This window comes from Microtetraspora glauca, from assembly GCF_040656155.1.
GTDB lineage: Bacteria > Actinomycetota > Actinomycetes > Streptosporangiales > Streptosporangiaceae > Microtetraspora > Microtetraspora glauca.
Map to the genome: position 1 here is coordinate 13,477 of NZ_JBFALK010000043.1, position 13,928 is coordinate 27,404.

11 protein-coding genes and 1 pseudogene are annotated in these 13,928 nt (G+C 68.6%); 7 read left to right on the top strand and 5 right to left on the bottom strand.

The annotated features are described in order from the left end of the window. The first annotated feature begins 61 nt into the window (after positions 1-61). Entirely contained in the window at positions 62-523 is a 462-nt protein-coding gene (locus tag AB0I59_RS41440; protein ID WP_358142433.1) for a TIGR02611 family protein, read from the top strand. Positions 524-525: 2 nt separating this feature from the next. On the opposite strand, the gene AB0I59_RS41445 is transcribed toward AB0I59_RS41440, so the two are convergent. Further along, on the bottom strand, positions 526-2,418 hold the full coding sequence (locus AB0I59_RS41445) for an ABC transporter ATP-binding protein (protein ID WP_082777637.1): 1,893 nt from the start codon (positions 2,416-2,418) through the stop codon (positions 526-528). Positions 2,419-3,125: 707 nt separating this feature from the next. Here AB0I59_RS41445 and AB0I59_RS41450 point away from each other — a divergent pair. Further along, a complete protein-coding gene (locus tag AB0I59_RS41450) occupies positions 3,126-3,926 on the top strand; it encodes an SAM-dependent methyltransferase (RefSeq protein ID WP_061261349.1) in 801 nt (266 codons plus the stop codon). Between the two features lie 61 nt (positions 3,927-3,987). Here AB0I59_RS41450 and AB0I59_RS41455 read toward each other — a convergent pair whose 3' ends face one another. Continuing rightward, entirely contained in the window at positions 3,988-5,583 is a 1,596-nt protein-coding gene (locus AB0I59_RS41455) for a serine/threonine protein kinase (RefSeq protein WP_358142437.1), read from the bottom strand. Positions 5,584-5,749: 166 nt separating this feature from the next. Here AB0I59_RS41455 and AB0I59_RS41460 point away from each other — a divergent pair, with 166 nt between their 5' ends. The 3 genes and pseudogenes from AB0I59_RS41460 to AB0I59_RS41470 all read left to right on the top strand — a co-directional run. Beyond that, positions 5,750-6,703, top strand: coding sequence for an acyl-ACP desaturase (locus AB0I59_RS41460; RefSeq protein WP_061261351.1), 954 nt, complete (start codon positions 5,750-5,752; stop codon positions 6,701-6,703). A gap of 221 nt (positions 6,704-6,924) precedes the next feature. Then, the gene (gene sigJ, locus AB0I59_RS41465; protein WP_358142440.1) at positions 6,925-7,857 is read left to right on the top strand and encodes an RNA polymerase sigma factor SigJ; all 933 of its coding nucleotides are present in this window, start codon (positions 6,925-6,927) and stop codon (positions 7,855-7,857) included. 28 nt (positions 7,858-7,885) lie between these two features. Further along, positions 7,886-8,015 (top strand): annotated as a pseudogene (locus AB0I59_RS41470) (IS5/IS1182 family transposase); the annotation flags it as partial. 262 nt (positions 8,016-8,277) lie between these two features. On the opposite strand, the gene AB0I59_RS41475 reads toward AB0I59_RS41470, so the two are convergent. Together AB0I59_RS41475 and AB0I59_RS41480 are read right to left on the bottom strand one after the other, a co-directional pair. Further along, positions 8,278-8,598, bottom strand: a complete 321-nt coding sequence (locus AB0I59_RS41475; RefSeq protein WP_061261353.1) for a GroES family chaperonin — start codon at positions 8,596-8,598, stop codon at positions 8,278-8,280. A 43-nt stretch (positions 8,599-8,641) separates the two neighbouring features. Then, positions 8,642-9,370 (bottom strand): RlpA-like double-psi beta-barrel domain-containing protein, encoded by a 729-nt coding sequence (locus AB0I59_RS41480; protein ID WP_061261354.1) that lies wholly within the window; start codon positions 9,368-9,370, stop codon positions 8,642-8,644. A gap of 383 nt (positions 9,371-9,753) precedes the next feature. On the opposite strand from AB0I59_RS41480, the gene AB0I59_RS41485 reads away from it, so the two are divergent. Continuing rightward, on the top strand, positions 9,754-10,299 hold the full coding sequence (locus tag AB0I59_RS41485; protein ID WP_061261355.1) for a DUF1349 domain-containing protein: 546 nt from the start codon (positions 9,754-9,756) through the stop codon (positions 10,297-10,299). Between the two features lie 167 nt (positions 10,300-10,466). After that, the gene (locus AB0I59_RS41490) at positions 10,467-11,099 is read left to right on the top strand and encodes a flavin reductase family protein (protein ID WP_358142445.1); all 633 of its coding nucleotides are present in this window, start codon (positions 10,467-10,469) and stop codon (positions 11,097-11,099) included. Here the strand turns inward: AB0I59_RS41490 and AB0I59_RS41495 are convergent. Further along, positions 11,080-12,006, bottom strand: coding sequence for an endonuclease/exonuclease/phosphatase family protein (locus AB0I59_RS41495; RefSeq protein WP_358142448.1), 927 nt, complete (start codon positions 12,004-12,006; stop codon positions 11,080-11,082). The two genes, AB0I59_RS41490 and AB0I59_RS41495, sit on opposite strands and share 20 nt — an antisense overlap. Positions 12,007-13,928 lie beyond the last annotated feature (1,922 nt).

Sequence of the window (13,928 nt, forward strand, 5' to 3'; positions counted from 1 at the left end):
GTCCGGAAGGACGAGATCGGCTTTTGTCCGCCTGTCTATCCTGTTCTCAGGGGGTGACCAGGTGGCCATAACCGAGAACACGCTCAGCGGCGACGAGGAGAGAGGCGCCGGATCGACCGGGGCACAGGGGCCCGCGCACGACGCGTCCGGCCCGCGGAGCTGGCTCGATCACGTACGGGCCCGACCCGGTGGCCGCCTGACCTTGAAGATCATCGTCGGGGTGATCGGCGCGGCGCTCGTCGTCAGCGGTCTCATCATGGTGCCGTTCCCCGGGCCGGGCTGGCTCGTCGTCTTCGCCGGCCTCGCCGTACTGGCCACGGAGTTCGTGTGGGCGCACCGCCTGCTCGGATTCGCCAAGCGCACGGTGACGGCCGCGACCGACTGGCTCGGCCGCCAGAACTGGTTCGTACGCATCGTCGCCACCCTGCTCACCGCCGCGCTCGCGACCGCCATCGTCTGGATCTCGCTCAAGCTCACCCTGGGCATCGACCTGCTGCAGTACGCCAGGAACTTCGTCGGCTGATGTCACGACAGGGCGGCCGGATCCCCGTCCACCGGGCGGTCCACCGGGCTGTCCACGGTGAAGGGCCGGTGCGCGGGCTCCAGCACGACGTTGCGGCTCGGCTCCGGCACGTGCCGGAGATCATGGGTGATGAGGATCGTCGTCCGGCCGGTCATGAGCCGGCGGAGAAGCTCCATGATCCGTGCCGCCGTCGGCGCGTCCAGCCCGGTCATCGGCTCGTCGAGGATCAGCACGGGCGCGTCGCGCAGGATGGCGCGGGCGATCGCGATCCGCTGGCGCTGCCCGCCCGAGAGCAGCCGTCCGCGCTGCCCGACCGGGGTGTCGTACCCCTCTGGAAGCGCGCGGATGAAATCGTCCGCGTCGGCCATGGCGGCGGCCCGGACGATCTCGGCCATGCCGGCCTCCGGACGGCCGTAGGCGATGTTCTCCCGCACGCTCCCGGAGAACAGCAGGTTCTCCTGCTGGAGGATCGTGATGTTCTCGCGCAGTGCCCGGCGCGGCATCTCGCGGATGTCCACGCCGTCGAGGAGCACCCGACCATCCGTGGGGTCGTAGAACCGCAGCAGCAGCTTGGCCACGGTCGTCTTCCCCGCGCCGCTCGGGCCCGTGCACACGATGAGCTCGCCCGGTTCGGCGCCGAAGGACAGGCCGGTCAGGGTCGGCCTGGTCCGGCCCGGATACGTGAAGCCGACATCCTGGAACTCGACCCGGCCCCGGCTCCGCGGCACCGCGCGGCCCGTGGCCTCGCCCGCGCCGTCGTCCTCCGGGTCGGTGACGGCGGGCTCGGTACGCAGCACCTCGATGACACGGTCCGAGCCCGCCGCCGCCGACGACACGCTGAGTGCCAGTTCCCCGAGCCCCTGGAACGTGGGGTAGAGGTAGGCCAGGTACGCCGCGAAGGCGAGGAGTCCGCCGATGGTGAGCCGGCCGGAGGCGATCTCCCACGCGCCCACCCCGATGATCACGAGCAGGCAGAGCGTCTCGACGATCTGCGCGGCCGGGCCGTACAGTGCGGACAGCCTGGCCTGGGCGACGTTGGCGAGCAGCCACGTGCGGCCCTCCCGGTGCAGCCGCGCCGCCTCGGCGTCCTGGCGGTTGTACGCCTGGACGAGGGACTGGTTGGCCAGGCTCTCCTCGATGACGCTGTTCATCGCGCCGTTGCTCGAACGCTCGCGCGCGGACGCGGTGCGCAACCTCGACGTGAACCCCCTGGAGACCAGCAGGAAGAGCGGCACCATCGCGAACGTCACCAGCGCGAGATCCCAGCGGATGAAGAACGCGGCCCCCGAGAAGAGAACCGCGCCCGCGACCGTGGTGATGATCCGTACCAGCCCGGAGCCGACGAGTTCCTCGATGGCCTCGATGTCGTCGGTGAGGCGGGCCATCAGGTCGCCGAGGCGCCGGTTCTCGAAATAGTCCGGGGTGAGCGTCTGGAGGTGGGAGAACACCCGGTCGCGCAGCCGCAGGAGGAAGCGCTCCGCCGCGAGGGCCGTGGCGTACGCGCCGGCGAAGGACATCAACCCGGCGAGTACGGCGACGCCGACCCAGGCCCCCGCCGGAGCCCAGAAGGCGCCGAGGTTCCCCGCGCTGAGGACGCGGTCGGTGATGAGGCCGAACAGGCCGATCGCGCTGACCTCGCAGACGGACGCCGCGACCGCGGCCACGACGCCGGCCGCGAACAGCCAGCGCACGCCACGGGTCTGCGGCCAGAACTCCCTGAGCGTGGTGCGGATCGAGACGATCGGCGTGGTGGCCGGCGCCGGCGCCGGATCGGAGGCCGGGGCCGGGTGTGCTGCCGGAAGACCTGCCGGGTTCGCCGGCGGTTCCCCGGTGGGGGAGGTGGGGTCCCCGGCGCGCCCCTCGTATTTCTCGTCGGTAGGTCGGTTCTGTTCCACGTCGGATACCTGTTCTGTGATGACCGAGAGCCGGCGGGAAATCCCGCCGGCTCTCTTTCAGATCAGCCAGGGCTTACCAGCATCTACGCCAGCAGCACCTGCGGCGGCGCCAGCAGCAGCGACGGCGACATCCACCGCCTCCGCAGCCTCCGCCCCAACCCCAGGAACTGAACTGCCCTGTCGGAAAGACTTTGGTAAGGCTCATTTGTTGCCTCCCTCAGACTGGCTTCCGTGATCTTCCAATTGCGACACTATCACCCATAGCGCCGCAAATCATTTAAAATGCGGTCGAATTAAAGAGCTTTTAACTGACGGCATAGTGTGAATTATTCTGATTTAGCGTAAGTAAAGACTTGTGTTGCCGCCGTTTGGATCAGTGGCCGCATCGTCCCTGTTCGGCGGGCCGGACGGCCGCGCGGGACGGGGTGCTCCGTTGGGGCGCTTCTCCGCAGGGGATCTCCACGTCGGGTAATGGCCGAGAGTCGGGAACGGCCGTCGTCGCCACGACCGCCACGCGACCGGATGATGATGAGTGGAATAGGATGTAACGCGCATTAACACGGAGAGTCAATAATCGCGTGGCAAAGGCGGGCGTCCGTCATTAAAGGAGTACGGCCGGCAGAGCCTCGTGAGGACGCCTGTACCGCCCAGGGTGGCATCGCTATGATCATGGTCGGCCTGATATAGGCGTAATTGGGGAGACTGTGATGCCCGAGTTAGCGCGCATTCCCGATGGGATCCACACCTCGACGCCGAGTTCGGCGCGGGTGTACGACTATCTGCTCGGAGGCAAGGACAACTACGCCGTCGACCGGATGGTGGCGGAGAGGCTGCTTTCCGTGGCCCCGGACGCGCAGGCGGTCGCCAGGGCGAACCGGGCGTTCCTCGCCAGGGCCGTGCGTCACGCGGCCTCCCAGGGGATCCGGCAGTACGTCGACCTCGGCGCCGGGCTGCCCACCTCGCCGAGCGTGCACGAGATCGCCCGCGAAGCGGCCCCGGGCGCCCGCGTCGTCTACGTCGACAACGACCCCCTGGTCAAGGTGCACAACGACGCCATGCCGATCGTGGACGACCATGTGATCACCCTCCAGCACGATGTGCGACGCCCGGAGGCGATCCTCGGCGACCCCGCCCTGCAGGCGGTCATCGACGAGGGCGAACCGGTCGCCGTCCTGTTCCTCGGAGTGCTGCACTTCATCTCGGACGCGGAGGGCGCCTACGACATCGTCGCCACCTGGCGAGACGGCATGGCACCGGGCAGCCACGTGATCATCTCCAACACGACCGCGCACAGCGACCCCGAGGCCCTGGCCCGGCTCACGATGGCCACGGCGGGCAGTCCGGCCCAGGCGACGTTCCGGTCCCACGACGAGCTGGTCCGGTTCTTCGACGGATTCACGCTCGCGGAGCCCGGACTGGTGCCCGTCCAGGAATGGCGGCCCGCCGTCGAGGCGCCCGCGGTCCAGACCCGGGTGGTCGTCGAAGGCGGCGTCGGCGTCCTGTCCTGACGTCGTGAGGCGCCCCTCGTGGTGGGCCCCTCACGCGGGCGCGGCGCCTCGCGTGACGCGGCTACCGGTCGCGCTTGAGGGTGGCGTGCATGAACCACGGCTCATCCCTCGTCCACTTGTTCTCGCCGTGTCCGGCGTACTCGAAGCCGAGCGTGCCGTCCTCGTTGAGCGTGAGGTAAATCTCGCCGTTGCGTGGGCAGTTGCCGCGCATGGTCATCCGCTTCAGATGGGCGATGGAATCGGTGATCTTGACGAGCCTGGACGTCCCGGTACAACGGGAGTCCAGGTGCTGATCGGTGGCCGTCCTGCCACCCTTCCTGATGGTCACAACCAGCCGGTCGTACGCGCCGGGATCGTAGTTGACCCTGCCGCGCCACACGCCCACGTAGGCCGCCGGGAACCTGGACGCGGCTCGGGGCGCGGGCGTGGGGAAGGGCGACGTCGTCACCGGTACGGTCGTGGGACGCGTGGTCTCGGGTTGTGCGGTCTCGCGCTGCGTGGTGTCGGGGCCGGTGGTCTGCTGTGTTCTGTCGACGGGCTGACCGGATTCTCCGGTTCCCGCCCCTTGCCACACCAGAACACCCGCGACCACGGCCACGGCGAGCGTGGCCGCGCCCGTTCCGGTGAGCAGAGCGCCGCGGCGGCGGGAGCCGTACCGGCTGGGTTGGGTGGGCGCGCCCGCGGACGGCGCGGCGCCCACGGTGCCGCCGGAGGCGAAGGTGCCGGAGACCGGCACGTACGGACCGTGCCCGGGTGCGGGAACGCCTCCCATCGAGGACCCGGGCGGTGGCACATGCGCGGGTGGCGTGTGTACATGGGGCGTGGACACTGGGGACATGGGCGCGACGGGGGCGGCGGGCGATTCGGTCTCGACCGGCCGGCCCAGCAGCCGCATCTGGATGTCGAGGATCGACGGACGCTCGGCGGGGTCCTTGCGCAGCGCGTCCGCGACGATCGACCGGAGCGGCTCGGCGAGGTCGCCGAGGTCGGGCTCGCGGCTCATCACCCGGTTGATCACGGCCGGGACGCTGTCGTCACCGAAGGGCGGCCTGCCCGTGGCGGCGAACACGATCACGCATCCCCACGCGAACACGTCGCTCGCCGGGCCCGCCTGTGCTCCGGCGATCTGCTCCGGGGACATGTAGGCCGGGGTGCCCACGAGGCCGCCACTCTTCGTCGCCGAGTCCAGATGGCGGGCGATCCCGAAGTCGATGACCCGGGGCCCGTCCGCGCCGAGCAGGACGTTGGCGGGCTTGAAATCGCGATGGACCACACCCGCCTGGTGGACGGCGGCCAGGGCGGTGGCGGTCGTCACCGCCAGCCGGTGCAACGCCGAGCCCGACCGGGCGCCGGCCTGCTGAAGGGAAGGACCCTCGACGTACTCGCTCACGACGTACGGACGATCCGCGTCCACGTCGGCGTCGAGGACCTGTGCGACGCAGAACGGCGCCACCCGGCGGGCGGCGGTGATCTCCCGGACGAGCCTCTTGCGGGTCTCGTCGTCGGCCCAGTCCTGGTGAAGGACCTTGACCGCCACGGCCGTGCCGTCGGCCGCGCGGCCCAGATAGACGACCCCCTGGCCGCCGGCGCCCAGCCGTCCTTCCAGCGAGTATCCGCCGACCTCTCGCGGGTCGTCCGGGAGTAGCGGCTGCGACATCGATCCCCTCCTTTTGCCCCCGCTTTACCTTAGTTCGAGTGGTGCCGGTGTCGAAGGCATGGTCGACGCGAGGAATCGCAGGCGGGAGAGTCGGTTCGAGGATGATCTCGGGAAGTTACGCTAACGTAGGTTACGTAACCGTAATCTCGCCGTTGTGGGGTCAATCTTGTCTGTCACGTCCCGCCCGTTCACCCAGACAGAGCTGCTCATCGAGCTGGAACCCGTCGTGGCGGGTGAGCTGGACCGCCACCTCGCGACGGCTAAGGAGTGGTTCCCCCACGAGTACGTCCCGTGGAGCGACGGCAGGACCTTCGACGGGATCCTGGGCGGGGAGGCGTGGTCGCCGGAGGACACCTCGATCCCCGAGGTGGCCCGCGTCTCGCTTGTGGTGAACCTGCTGACCGAGGACAACCTGCCGAGCTACCATCACGAGATCGCGACGACGTTCGGCAGGGACGGCGCGTGGGGCACGTGGGTGCACCGCTGGACGGCGGAGGAGGGGCGGCACGGCATCGCCATCCGCGACTACCTCACGGTGAGCCGGGCCGTCGATCCGGTGGCACTCGAGCGGGCCAGGATGACCCACATGGAGACCGGCTTCGCCACGGAGCACGAGGGGATGCTGCGCCAGCTCGCCTACGTCTCCTTCCAGGAGTTGGCCACCCGCATCGCCCACCGCAACACCGGCAAGGTGTCGGGCGACCCGCACTGCGAGCGGCTGCTGAGCAGGATCGCGGCGGACGAGAACCTGCACATGCTGTTCTACCGGAACCTGCTCGCCGCCGCCTTGGAGCTGGATCCCTCCCAGACCATGCGCGCCGTGACCGACGTCGTCACGTCGTTCCAGATGCCGGGGCACGGCATCGAGGGCTTCGCCCGCAAGTCCGTGGCGATCGCCATGGCCGGGATCTACGACATCCGGCAGCACCGTGACGAGGTCCTCATGCCGGTGCTGCGGCAATGGAAGCTCTTCGACATCGAAGGGCTCGACGCCGACGGCGAGCGGGCCCGCGAGGAGCTGGCCGCCTTCCTCGCGCAGCTCGACTCGGCGGCGGCCCGTTTCGAGGAGCGCAGAGACGCGCGGAGGGCACGCGCCGCGGCCGCGGGCACATCCCTTTAGGTGGGCTTGGCGCTGATCGCCTCCGGTGGGGCCAGTTCGGCGACCTTGCGTTCACGGGTTCCGTGATCGGTTTCCTTCCTTCGCGGGTCTTCTCGGTACGACGACTCGGTACGACGGCACATCTGCGGGGAATGTGAGGCGACGCGCCGGCCTCACACTTCGGTGCGTCGTCTCGTCGATCTGGTGAGAGCAGATGCGCCAGAAGGAAAGTCGGGGATTCGATGACCGTCCCATCCGAGCCGGGACACGGCCGGCTCGATCCGGGCCTGAGCGTGATCATGAGCGAGCGGCGTCAGCTGATCAATCTGGCGTACCGGTTGCTGGGCTCCCTGGCCGATGCCGAGGATGTCGTCCAGGAGACGTACGCCCGCTGGTACGCCATGTCCCGGCTGGAGCAGGAGGCCATCGAATCTCCCGGTGCCTGGTTGACGAAGGTGGCCAGTCGCATCTGCCTGGACCTGCTCGGCTCGGCACGGGTCCGGCGCGAGAGCTATGTGGGCGAGTGGATCCCGGAGCCGCTGCCCGAGCGTACGGAGTGGATCAACGGGCGGGGCGGCGGCACGGTCGACCCGGCCGACCGGGTCACGCTCGACGAGTCGATCAACATGGCCTTCCTGGTCGTGCTCGAGTCGATGACCCCGGCCGAGCGTGTCGCGTTCGTCCTGCACGATGTGTTCCGGTATTCCTTCGCCGAGGTGGCCGAGATCGTCGGCCGTACCCCGGCGGCATGTCGCCAGCTGGCTTCCTCGGCCCGCCGTCGCATCCGCGCGTCGCGGGCTCCCGTGGCTCCGGCCGCCCAGCGGGCCGGCCTTGTCAGGGACTTCAAGCGGGCCTGGGAGGCCAAGGACATCGACGCCCTCATCGGCCTCCTCGACCCCGCCGCGACGGCGACCGGCGACGGCGGCGGCCTGGTCAGCGCCGCACTCCACCCGATCGAAGGCGCCGCGCAGGTCGCACGCTTCTTCGCCGATCGGGCCGGTGCGGTACCCGAAGTGACGATCGCGGAGTGTACGGTCAACGGTCAGCCCGGTCTGGTGGCTCAGCTGGACGGTGTCACCGTGTCGGTGCTGGCGTTCGACCTCGCAGGCGACCGGATCAAGCATATTTGGGCGGTACTCAACCCCGACAAGCTCCGGCCTTGGACGACGGGTTGACACGCGTCTGCGCACCATCGGGTCCGTCCGCTGCTCCGAACGCAAGGGCAAGGTCGTCGACTTCTCCCTCTACCTGGCCGCCGCGTTCGACACCGTCCGCACACTCATCCGCCGAGCAGGACCCCAGCTACCGCTGGGACGCCCGACCCAGATCACGCGACGCCGGAAACGCGGCCGTTCTTGGAAAAGGCCCGCGCACGACTGTTCCGCACGACTGTTTCGCGGGATGTGTCCCGAGGGCTGTTCCGGAGGCATGTCCGCCCTGAGGCTCTCCGTCCCGTACGGCTCGCCTGAACGCGGGCCGGGCCGTACGGGACGGGTCGCGGGTCGGTCTCGAACGGTTCGGTGATGCACGCCGGGGGCGTGACGGCGGGGTGGCCGCGACGGTCCCCGGAGGTGAAGGCGGGTCGGGCCCCACTTTCAGAGGTAGAGGCCGGTGCCGTGGTCGGTCTGCTGGGTGGCCACGGCGTGCAGGTCTCGCTCGCGCATCACGAGGTAGACCTGGCCCTGGACGTCGACCTCGTACTGCTCCTCGGGGTTGAACAGGACCTTGTCGCCGACCTTCACCGCTCGGGCGTTGGCCCCGACACCGCAGACCTCACCCCAGATGAGTCGGTTGGCCATCTTGACGGTGGCCGGGATGACGATGCCCGCGCTGCTTCGCCGCTCCTCGGCGTCCTGCTCAGCCTTGACCATGACGCGGTCGTGGAGCATCTGAATCTCGAATTTGGGGTCAGCCACTCTCGCAGTTTACGCGCGCCCGAGCATCCGGAGGGAAGCGCGCCTACCGGCCCATCGCCAGCTTGTAGCCGGTGCCTGAGGTGCGGTAGACCCGTCCGCTGCCCCACTTCAGGACCTCGAAGTTCACGTGGACGCTGTTGGACCGGACGCCGGTCAGGTCGGCCATCATCTTCTCGGACAGGTCGATGATCGCGGGAAGGTCGTGCTGGGCGACGGCCCACTCGGCCGGCCCGAAGTCCTCGACCACGCCGACGACGCTCTTGCCGTTGTAGCTGACCTTGACCTTGGTGCCGAGCGGCCAGTACGGGCTGGCGATGGTCTGGTAACGCATCGGCTTGCCCGACGCGGTCTGGGCGTCCCAGAAGGACGTCGCGGTGGCCCGGCCGGCGGGCAGCTTCTTGGCCTTGCCGGATGCGCCGGTCTTGGAGGTACCAGTCTTGGAGGTGCCGGTCTTGCTGGTGGAGGGCCGGGTCGCCGTGCTCTTCTCGCTCGTCTCCGTGGCGGTGACCTTGACGGGAGGGGCGGCCTGGGCGGCGGCGACGGTGCTGTCGGCCGCGGTGCTGTCAGTGCTGGTGCTGGTGGTGCTCTGGATCTCCGCGGACGGACCGGGCTGGGCGATCGTCGAGGTCTCGACGGCGGGGGGAAGCTGCGCGAAATGCGCGGCGTCGCCTCCCTGGCCCGACGACATCACCACGGCCGCCGTCGTCACGCCTCCGACGAGCGTGAGACCTGCGGTCACGGTGACGATCGCCTGGCGGGCTCGCTTCTGCATGAGCATCCTTTCGCTGAATCGCAGATCAACCCGGAGGGGGACCGGGTGTGAGCGCCGTCGCGAGAGGACGTTCGGCCACCGGCGGGGGATCGATGGCGGCCTGGTTCCGGGCAGGCGAAATCACACGCCCGGCGGGGGTGAACAGGGGGGGCTCCCGGGGGAAGGGAGGGACACGTCGTCTCAGGAGGTTTGCGACGGCATTGCGATATTTGGGGATTAAGTACGCAAGTGGGTATTGCGTGGCACGAGTATAGGCAATCTCTGGGTAAACAGGACAAACGGTGCTAAACCGGAGGTAGATCTTCCTTGCCGTACTGGCCTCGGAGAGCGCTCTCATAGCATGATCGATCAGGCAGGACCGAGCGCCGGACGAAGGGGACGCGATGCCGTACACAGACTGGGAATGGGTCAACGAACCCCGCGACTGGGCGGCGGGCGAGGGGCTTCGGATGGTGGCCGACCCGTCGACCGACCTCTGGCAGAAGACCCACTACGGGTACTCCTATGACACCGCCCACATGTTCGGCCGCGTCATGCCCGGCGACCTGCGGATCACCGCGACCTTCGAGATCGACTGGGCCGAGCAGTACGACCAGGCCGGGGTCGTCCTCAGGATCGACGAGGAGAACTGGATCAAGGCCGGTGCCGAGTTCGTCGACGGCATGCCGTACATCAGCGTGGTCGTCACGCGCGGCTGGTCGGACTGGTCGGTGACCGCCGCGCCCGGGAGCTTCGGCTCGATCACCATGGATCTCGAGCGGGCAGGGGACGCCGTCACGGTCCGCTACGGGCTCGACGACGCGAAGCCGGAGCAGATGTTGCGGCTGGCCTACTTCCCGCCGGCCGTTCCCGCCCTGGCGGGCGTGATGTGCGCGGCCCCCGTGGGAAAGGGCTTCGAGACCCGGTTCAGCCGCGTCTCCCTCACCTGACCTGGATCGCGCGCGACGGTCCTCCACGCAGAACAGCCGGCTGCCCCGGGCCGCCCGTCGTGGCCCCCCGGTGGTCGTGCCGTCCGGGCATCTGGGCGCTCGCGCCGCTCCTGAAGGGTGAAACGTTGCGGGGAGCGCCGAACGATCCGCGGCCTACGTTGGCACTCATGGCCCACGACCACCTGACGATCACAGCGAGCATCCTGTACTTCGGGACGCCTGTCGCACTGCTGTCCACCGAGAACGAGGACGCCTCCTTCAACCTCGCCCCGATGTCCTCCGCCTGGGCGCTGGGCCAGGTGATCGTGCTCGGACTCGGCACGGACAGCCAGACCGCGCACAACCTCGCCGTCCGGCCCGACCTGGTGATCAACCTGCCGGATCCGGCGCAGTGGGCGGCGGTGGAGCGCCTGGCTCCACTGACAGGGCGTGAGCCCGTACCGGCGCGCAAACAGGACACCTTCCGCTTCGAGGCGGCGAAGTTCGAGGCGGCGGGGCTGCGGCCTGAACCGTCCGACGTGGTCCGGCCGCCTCGGGTGGCCGAATGCCCGATCCAGATCGAGGCGCGGGCCGCCCGCGTCCAGCCGGACGTTACCGGCGCGTTCCAGATGATCGAGGCTCATGTGGTGCGGGTGCACGCGGACCCGCGCATCGTCGTTCCCGGTACGCAGCACATCGACCCGGCGGCGTGGAGCCCGCTGATCTACAACTTCCGGCACTATTTCCGGCTCGGCCCTGAGCTCGGGCACACCTTCCGTTCGGAGACGGTATCCGCCAGGGTCAGCGCGAGGGGAGCGTGAGCGCGGCGAACACCGCCAGATGATCGGTGCTGGTGAGCCGGTGGACGCCGAAGGAACCCGCCGCCGCGCGTGGATCGACCAGGATGTGATCCAGCGTGACCGGAGGGATCCCCCAGCCGTTGAACCTCCACCGCCGGTAGGGCCACGTGGTCGTGAGACCGTCTCCCGTCGTGGCGGCGGCGTCGTGGTACCCCGCGTCCAGCAGGTGCCGCATCCGTGCGTGATCCAGCGTGGCGTTGAAGTCCCCGGCGAGGATCCGTACCGGACCATCGGGCAGGGGCAGCGCCGCCAGCCCGTCCGCCCAGCACCCCATCCTCTCGGAGTAGCGCGGTGCGCACGGATGGACGGAGACGACGGAGACCTGCGGTGCGCCGGGCACGTCCACCATCGCCGCCACCTGCCGGAACTTGCCGAACTCGATGAGTTGTCCCTGAGCGAGCGGGAACCGGCTGAATATCCCGGACCCCTGCGCGCGCTGCACGGGCACGTCCACGTGGTACGGCAGCAGCTTGTCTATGCCGGCGTCGCGCAGGCCCTCGGCGGCCGATGGAGTGAGTTCCTGCAACGTCAGCACATCGGCGCGGAGCTCCCGTACGAGATCGATCAGCTTCTCCGGCGGCACCGATCCCATCATGAGATTGGAGGAAAGGACCCTCAGCTGGGGCCCTGTGGCAGGCGGGTTGCCTCCGGGGATCGCGCGCGGCACCACGCAGGCGGCGAGCGATCCGGTGACCACCATGCTCGCGGCGAGTGCCGTCCACCTTCGGGACACCAAAGCGAGCAACGGGACGGCCACCGAGGCGAGAGCGACATACGGCGTGAAAGCCACCGCCCGTACCCACTGGAAGTGCACGTCTCCCGGGATCAGTCGCAGTACGGCCCACGCGGCGAACGGCACGATGGACACCCACACCAGAACGCCGACCCATCCGCGCCGTGCCCGCTTGCCTGTGGTGCGGGCTGCTACCTCCGTACGCGTCGGGTCCGGTGTATCCGCGGGACTCTCCGTGCCAGCCGAGCCCACGGAAGGGTCGGGGTTCTGCGCCTGCGCCGTACCTCCGGCGGAGGGGTGTCCGGCACGCGTCGGATCCGCGGTGGGATCGGGGGGATCTCCAGATTCTGCTACGGCCGCGGATCTCTCCTGCGTGGGGCCGTCTGTAGGTGCGAGTTCATCCATTGATGTGGGGTCTCTGCCTGTTCTGAGAGCTCGAACGAGCGATGTCGCCTACGTGGGGAGTGCTGCGTGGGCGTTGGCGTGAGCGAGTGCGGAGTCGTGGGGCCGGTCTACTACTACTTGCCGCCGACGCCACAACCAGTTCACGGCGGCGGCAACAGCCGCTCGGCACGCCTCACGCGAAGCGGTGTTGCGTGGTTGTCGGGCTTGATCGTTCAGCGCCGAGCGTACTGGTGGATACCTGCCCAGCGTCGCTCAAAGCCGATTGTGGGATCGCGCGTTGGAAGGTCCGGTTGGGGCCTGCCGGATTCGAGTGGCCGTTGATCGTCGCGGACGACCGCGTTGATCGTCCGGGACGATCGCGCGGGGGAATCCGACAGGGCGCTTACGTGGTGGAACCCGATAGTGCCCTATGCGGCGAATTCTGCTCGGGTAGCCGTTCTGTAGATGTTGTGGCAGGCCGATCGCGGGGGCGGCATATCAACAATTGCCGACCGGACGGGATCGGTACTCATAAATGCGCCCGAGGCGCGGACGTGCGGATCGCGGTGTCCGCTTATGGGATAACCAGAGGTGGGGTGTTGTATATGGATGTTGGTCAGGGTAGGCGCGGAAGTGCCGGGGTTGCGGCGAAGCAACAAGATCAAGCGCCGCCGCTGGCGGGAGGTAGGTGGCCCGATGGCCTGCGGTTTCGGCCCGTCGCCTCATCCTGTGCGCACTGTAATAAGGCCCGTTCCTTGAAATGTCGGATTTGTTGCTATTTTGTGGTCTATTGGTAATGTTCAAACGCGCTCCCACGTACGAAGTGGTGCTCCCAATAAGGGATATCTGACCATATTTCTGTCGCAATAATTCACGCCATCTGCCTGTTGCGAATATGCGTTCGAGTGTGGCATCATTCATATGCGCGTTCGAATATTGGGAGGGGTGGGCGTGGCGGAGTTCTTCGGGTCGTTGGAGTTCTTTTCGCGGAACGAGCGCCCTTCTCGCATCGGTTCGCATGGGTCCGAGTGGGAGCAGGTCGCCTCGTGGGCCAAGGCCTGGATGTCGGACGGCAGTTCAGCCCTTGCGACCGACGCGGACTGCGGTGACGCGGCTTCCGGGGCCGCCCGATTCCATGGCTCACGCTCGAACGCTGCGGGTTCCACCGGCATCCAGCCCGGCGTAGCCGAGCCTCTCGGAACCGAACCTTGCTGTGCCGAGCCTGGCGGCGCCGAGTCCGATGCTGCCGGTGCCGGATCATGTGACCCCGGCCTGGAGGGAGCCAGCGGGAGCAGCGCCGAGCTTGGTGGAGCTGAGCTTGGTGGAGCTGAGCCCCGTGGGGCCGGGTCCGATGCTGCCGGTGCCGGATCATGTGACCTCGGCCTGGAGGGGGCCGGCTGGAGCAGCGCCGAGCTTGGTGGAGCTGAGCTTGGTGGAGCTGAGCCCCGTGGGGCCGGGTCCGATGCTGGTGGATCTCCTGGCCCAGGCCTGAACGGTGGCGGTTCGGACGGCCGTTCTGTGGGTCGGGTGTCGTGGCCGTTGGTGGCGTCGGTCCGGGAGATGGCGTCCGCGTTGGCTCTCGCGGTGGTGCCGGAGTCCGCGCCTGTGTGTTTGGCCGAGGTAGAGGATCTGTTGTTCGCGCGGGATCGGCTGGTTTCGGCGGTCGCGGCGCG

Excerpts from the sequence above, each read along its gene's own strand:
- AB0I59_RS41485 (WP_061261355.1), top strand. The coding sequence starts at position 9,754 with ATGCCGTACACAGACTGGGAATGGGTCAACGAACCCCGCGACTGGGCG.
- AB0I59_RS41450 (WP_061261349.1), top strand. The coding sequence starts at position 3,126 with ATGCCCGAGTTAGCGCGCATTCCCGATGGGATCCACACCTCGACGCCG.
- AB0I59_RS41480 (WP_061261354.1), bottom strand. The coding sequence starts at position 9,370 with ATGCAGAAGCGAGCCCGCCAGGCGATCGTCACCGTGACCGCAGGTCTC.
- AB0I59_RS41455 (WP_358142437.1), bottom strand. The coding sequence starts at position 5,583 with ATGTCGCAGCCGCTACTCCCGGACGACCCGCGAGAGGTCGGCGGATAC.
- sigJ (WP_358142440.1), top strand. The coding sequence starts at position 6,925 with ATGACCGTCCCATCCGAGCCGGGACACGGCCGGCTCGATCCGGGCCTG.
- AB0I59_RS41490 (WP_358142445.1), top strand. The coding sequence starts at position 10,467 with ATGGCCCACGACCACCTGACGATCACAGCGAGCATCCTGTACTTCGGG.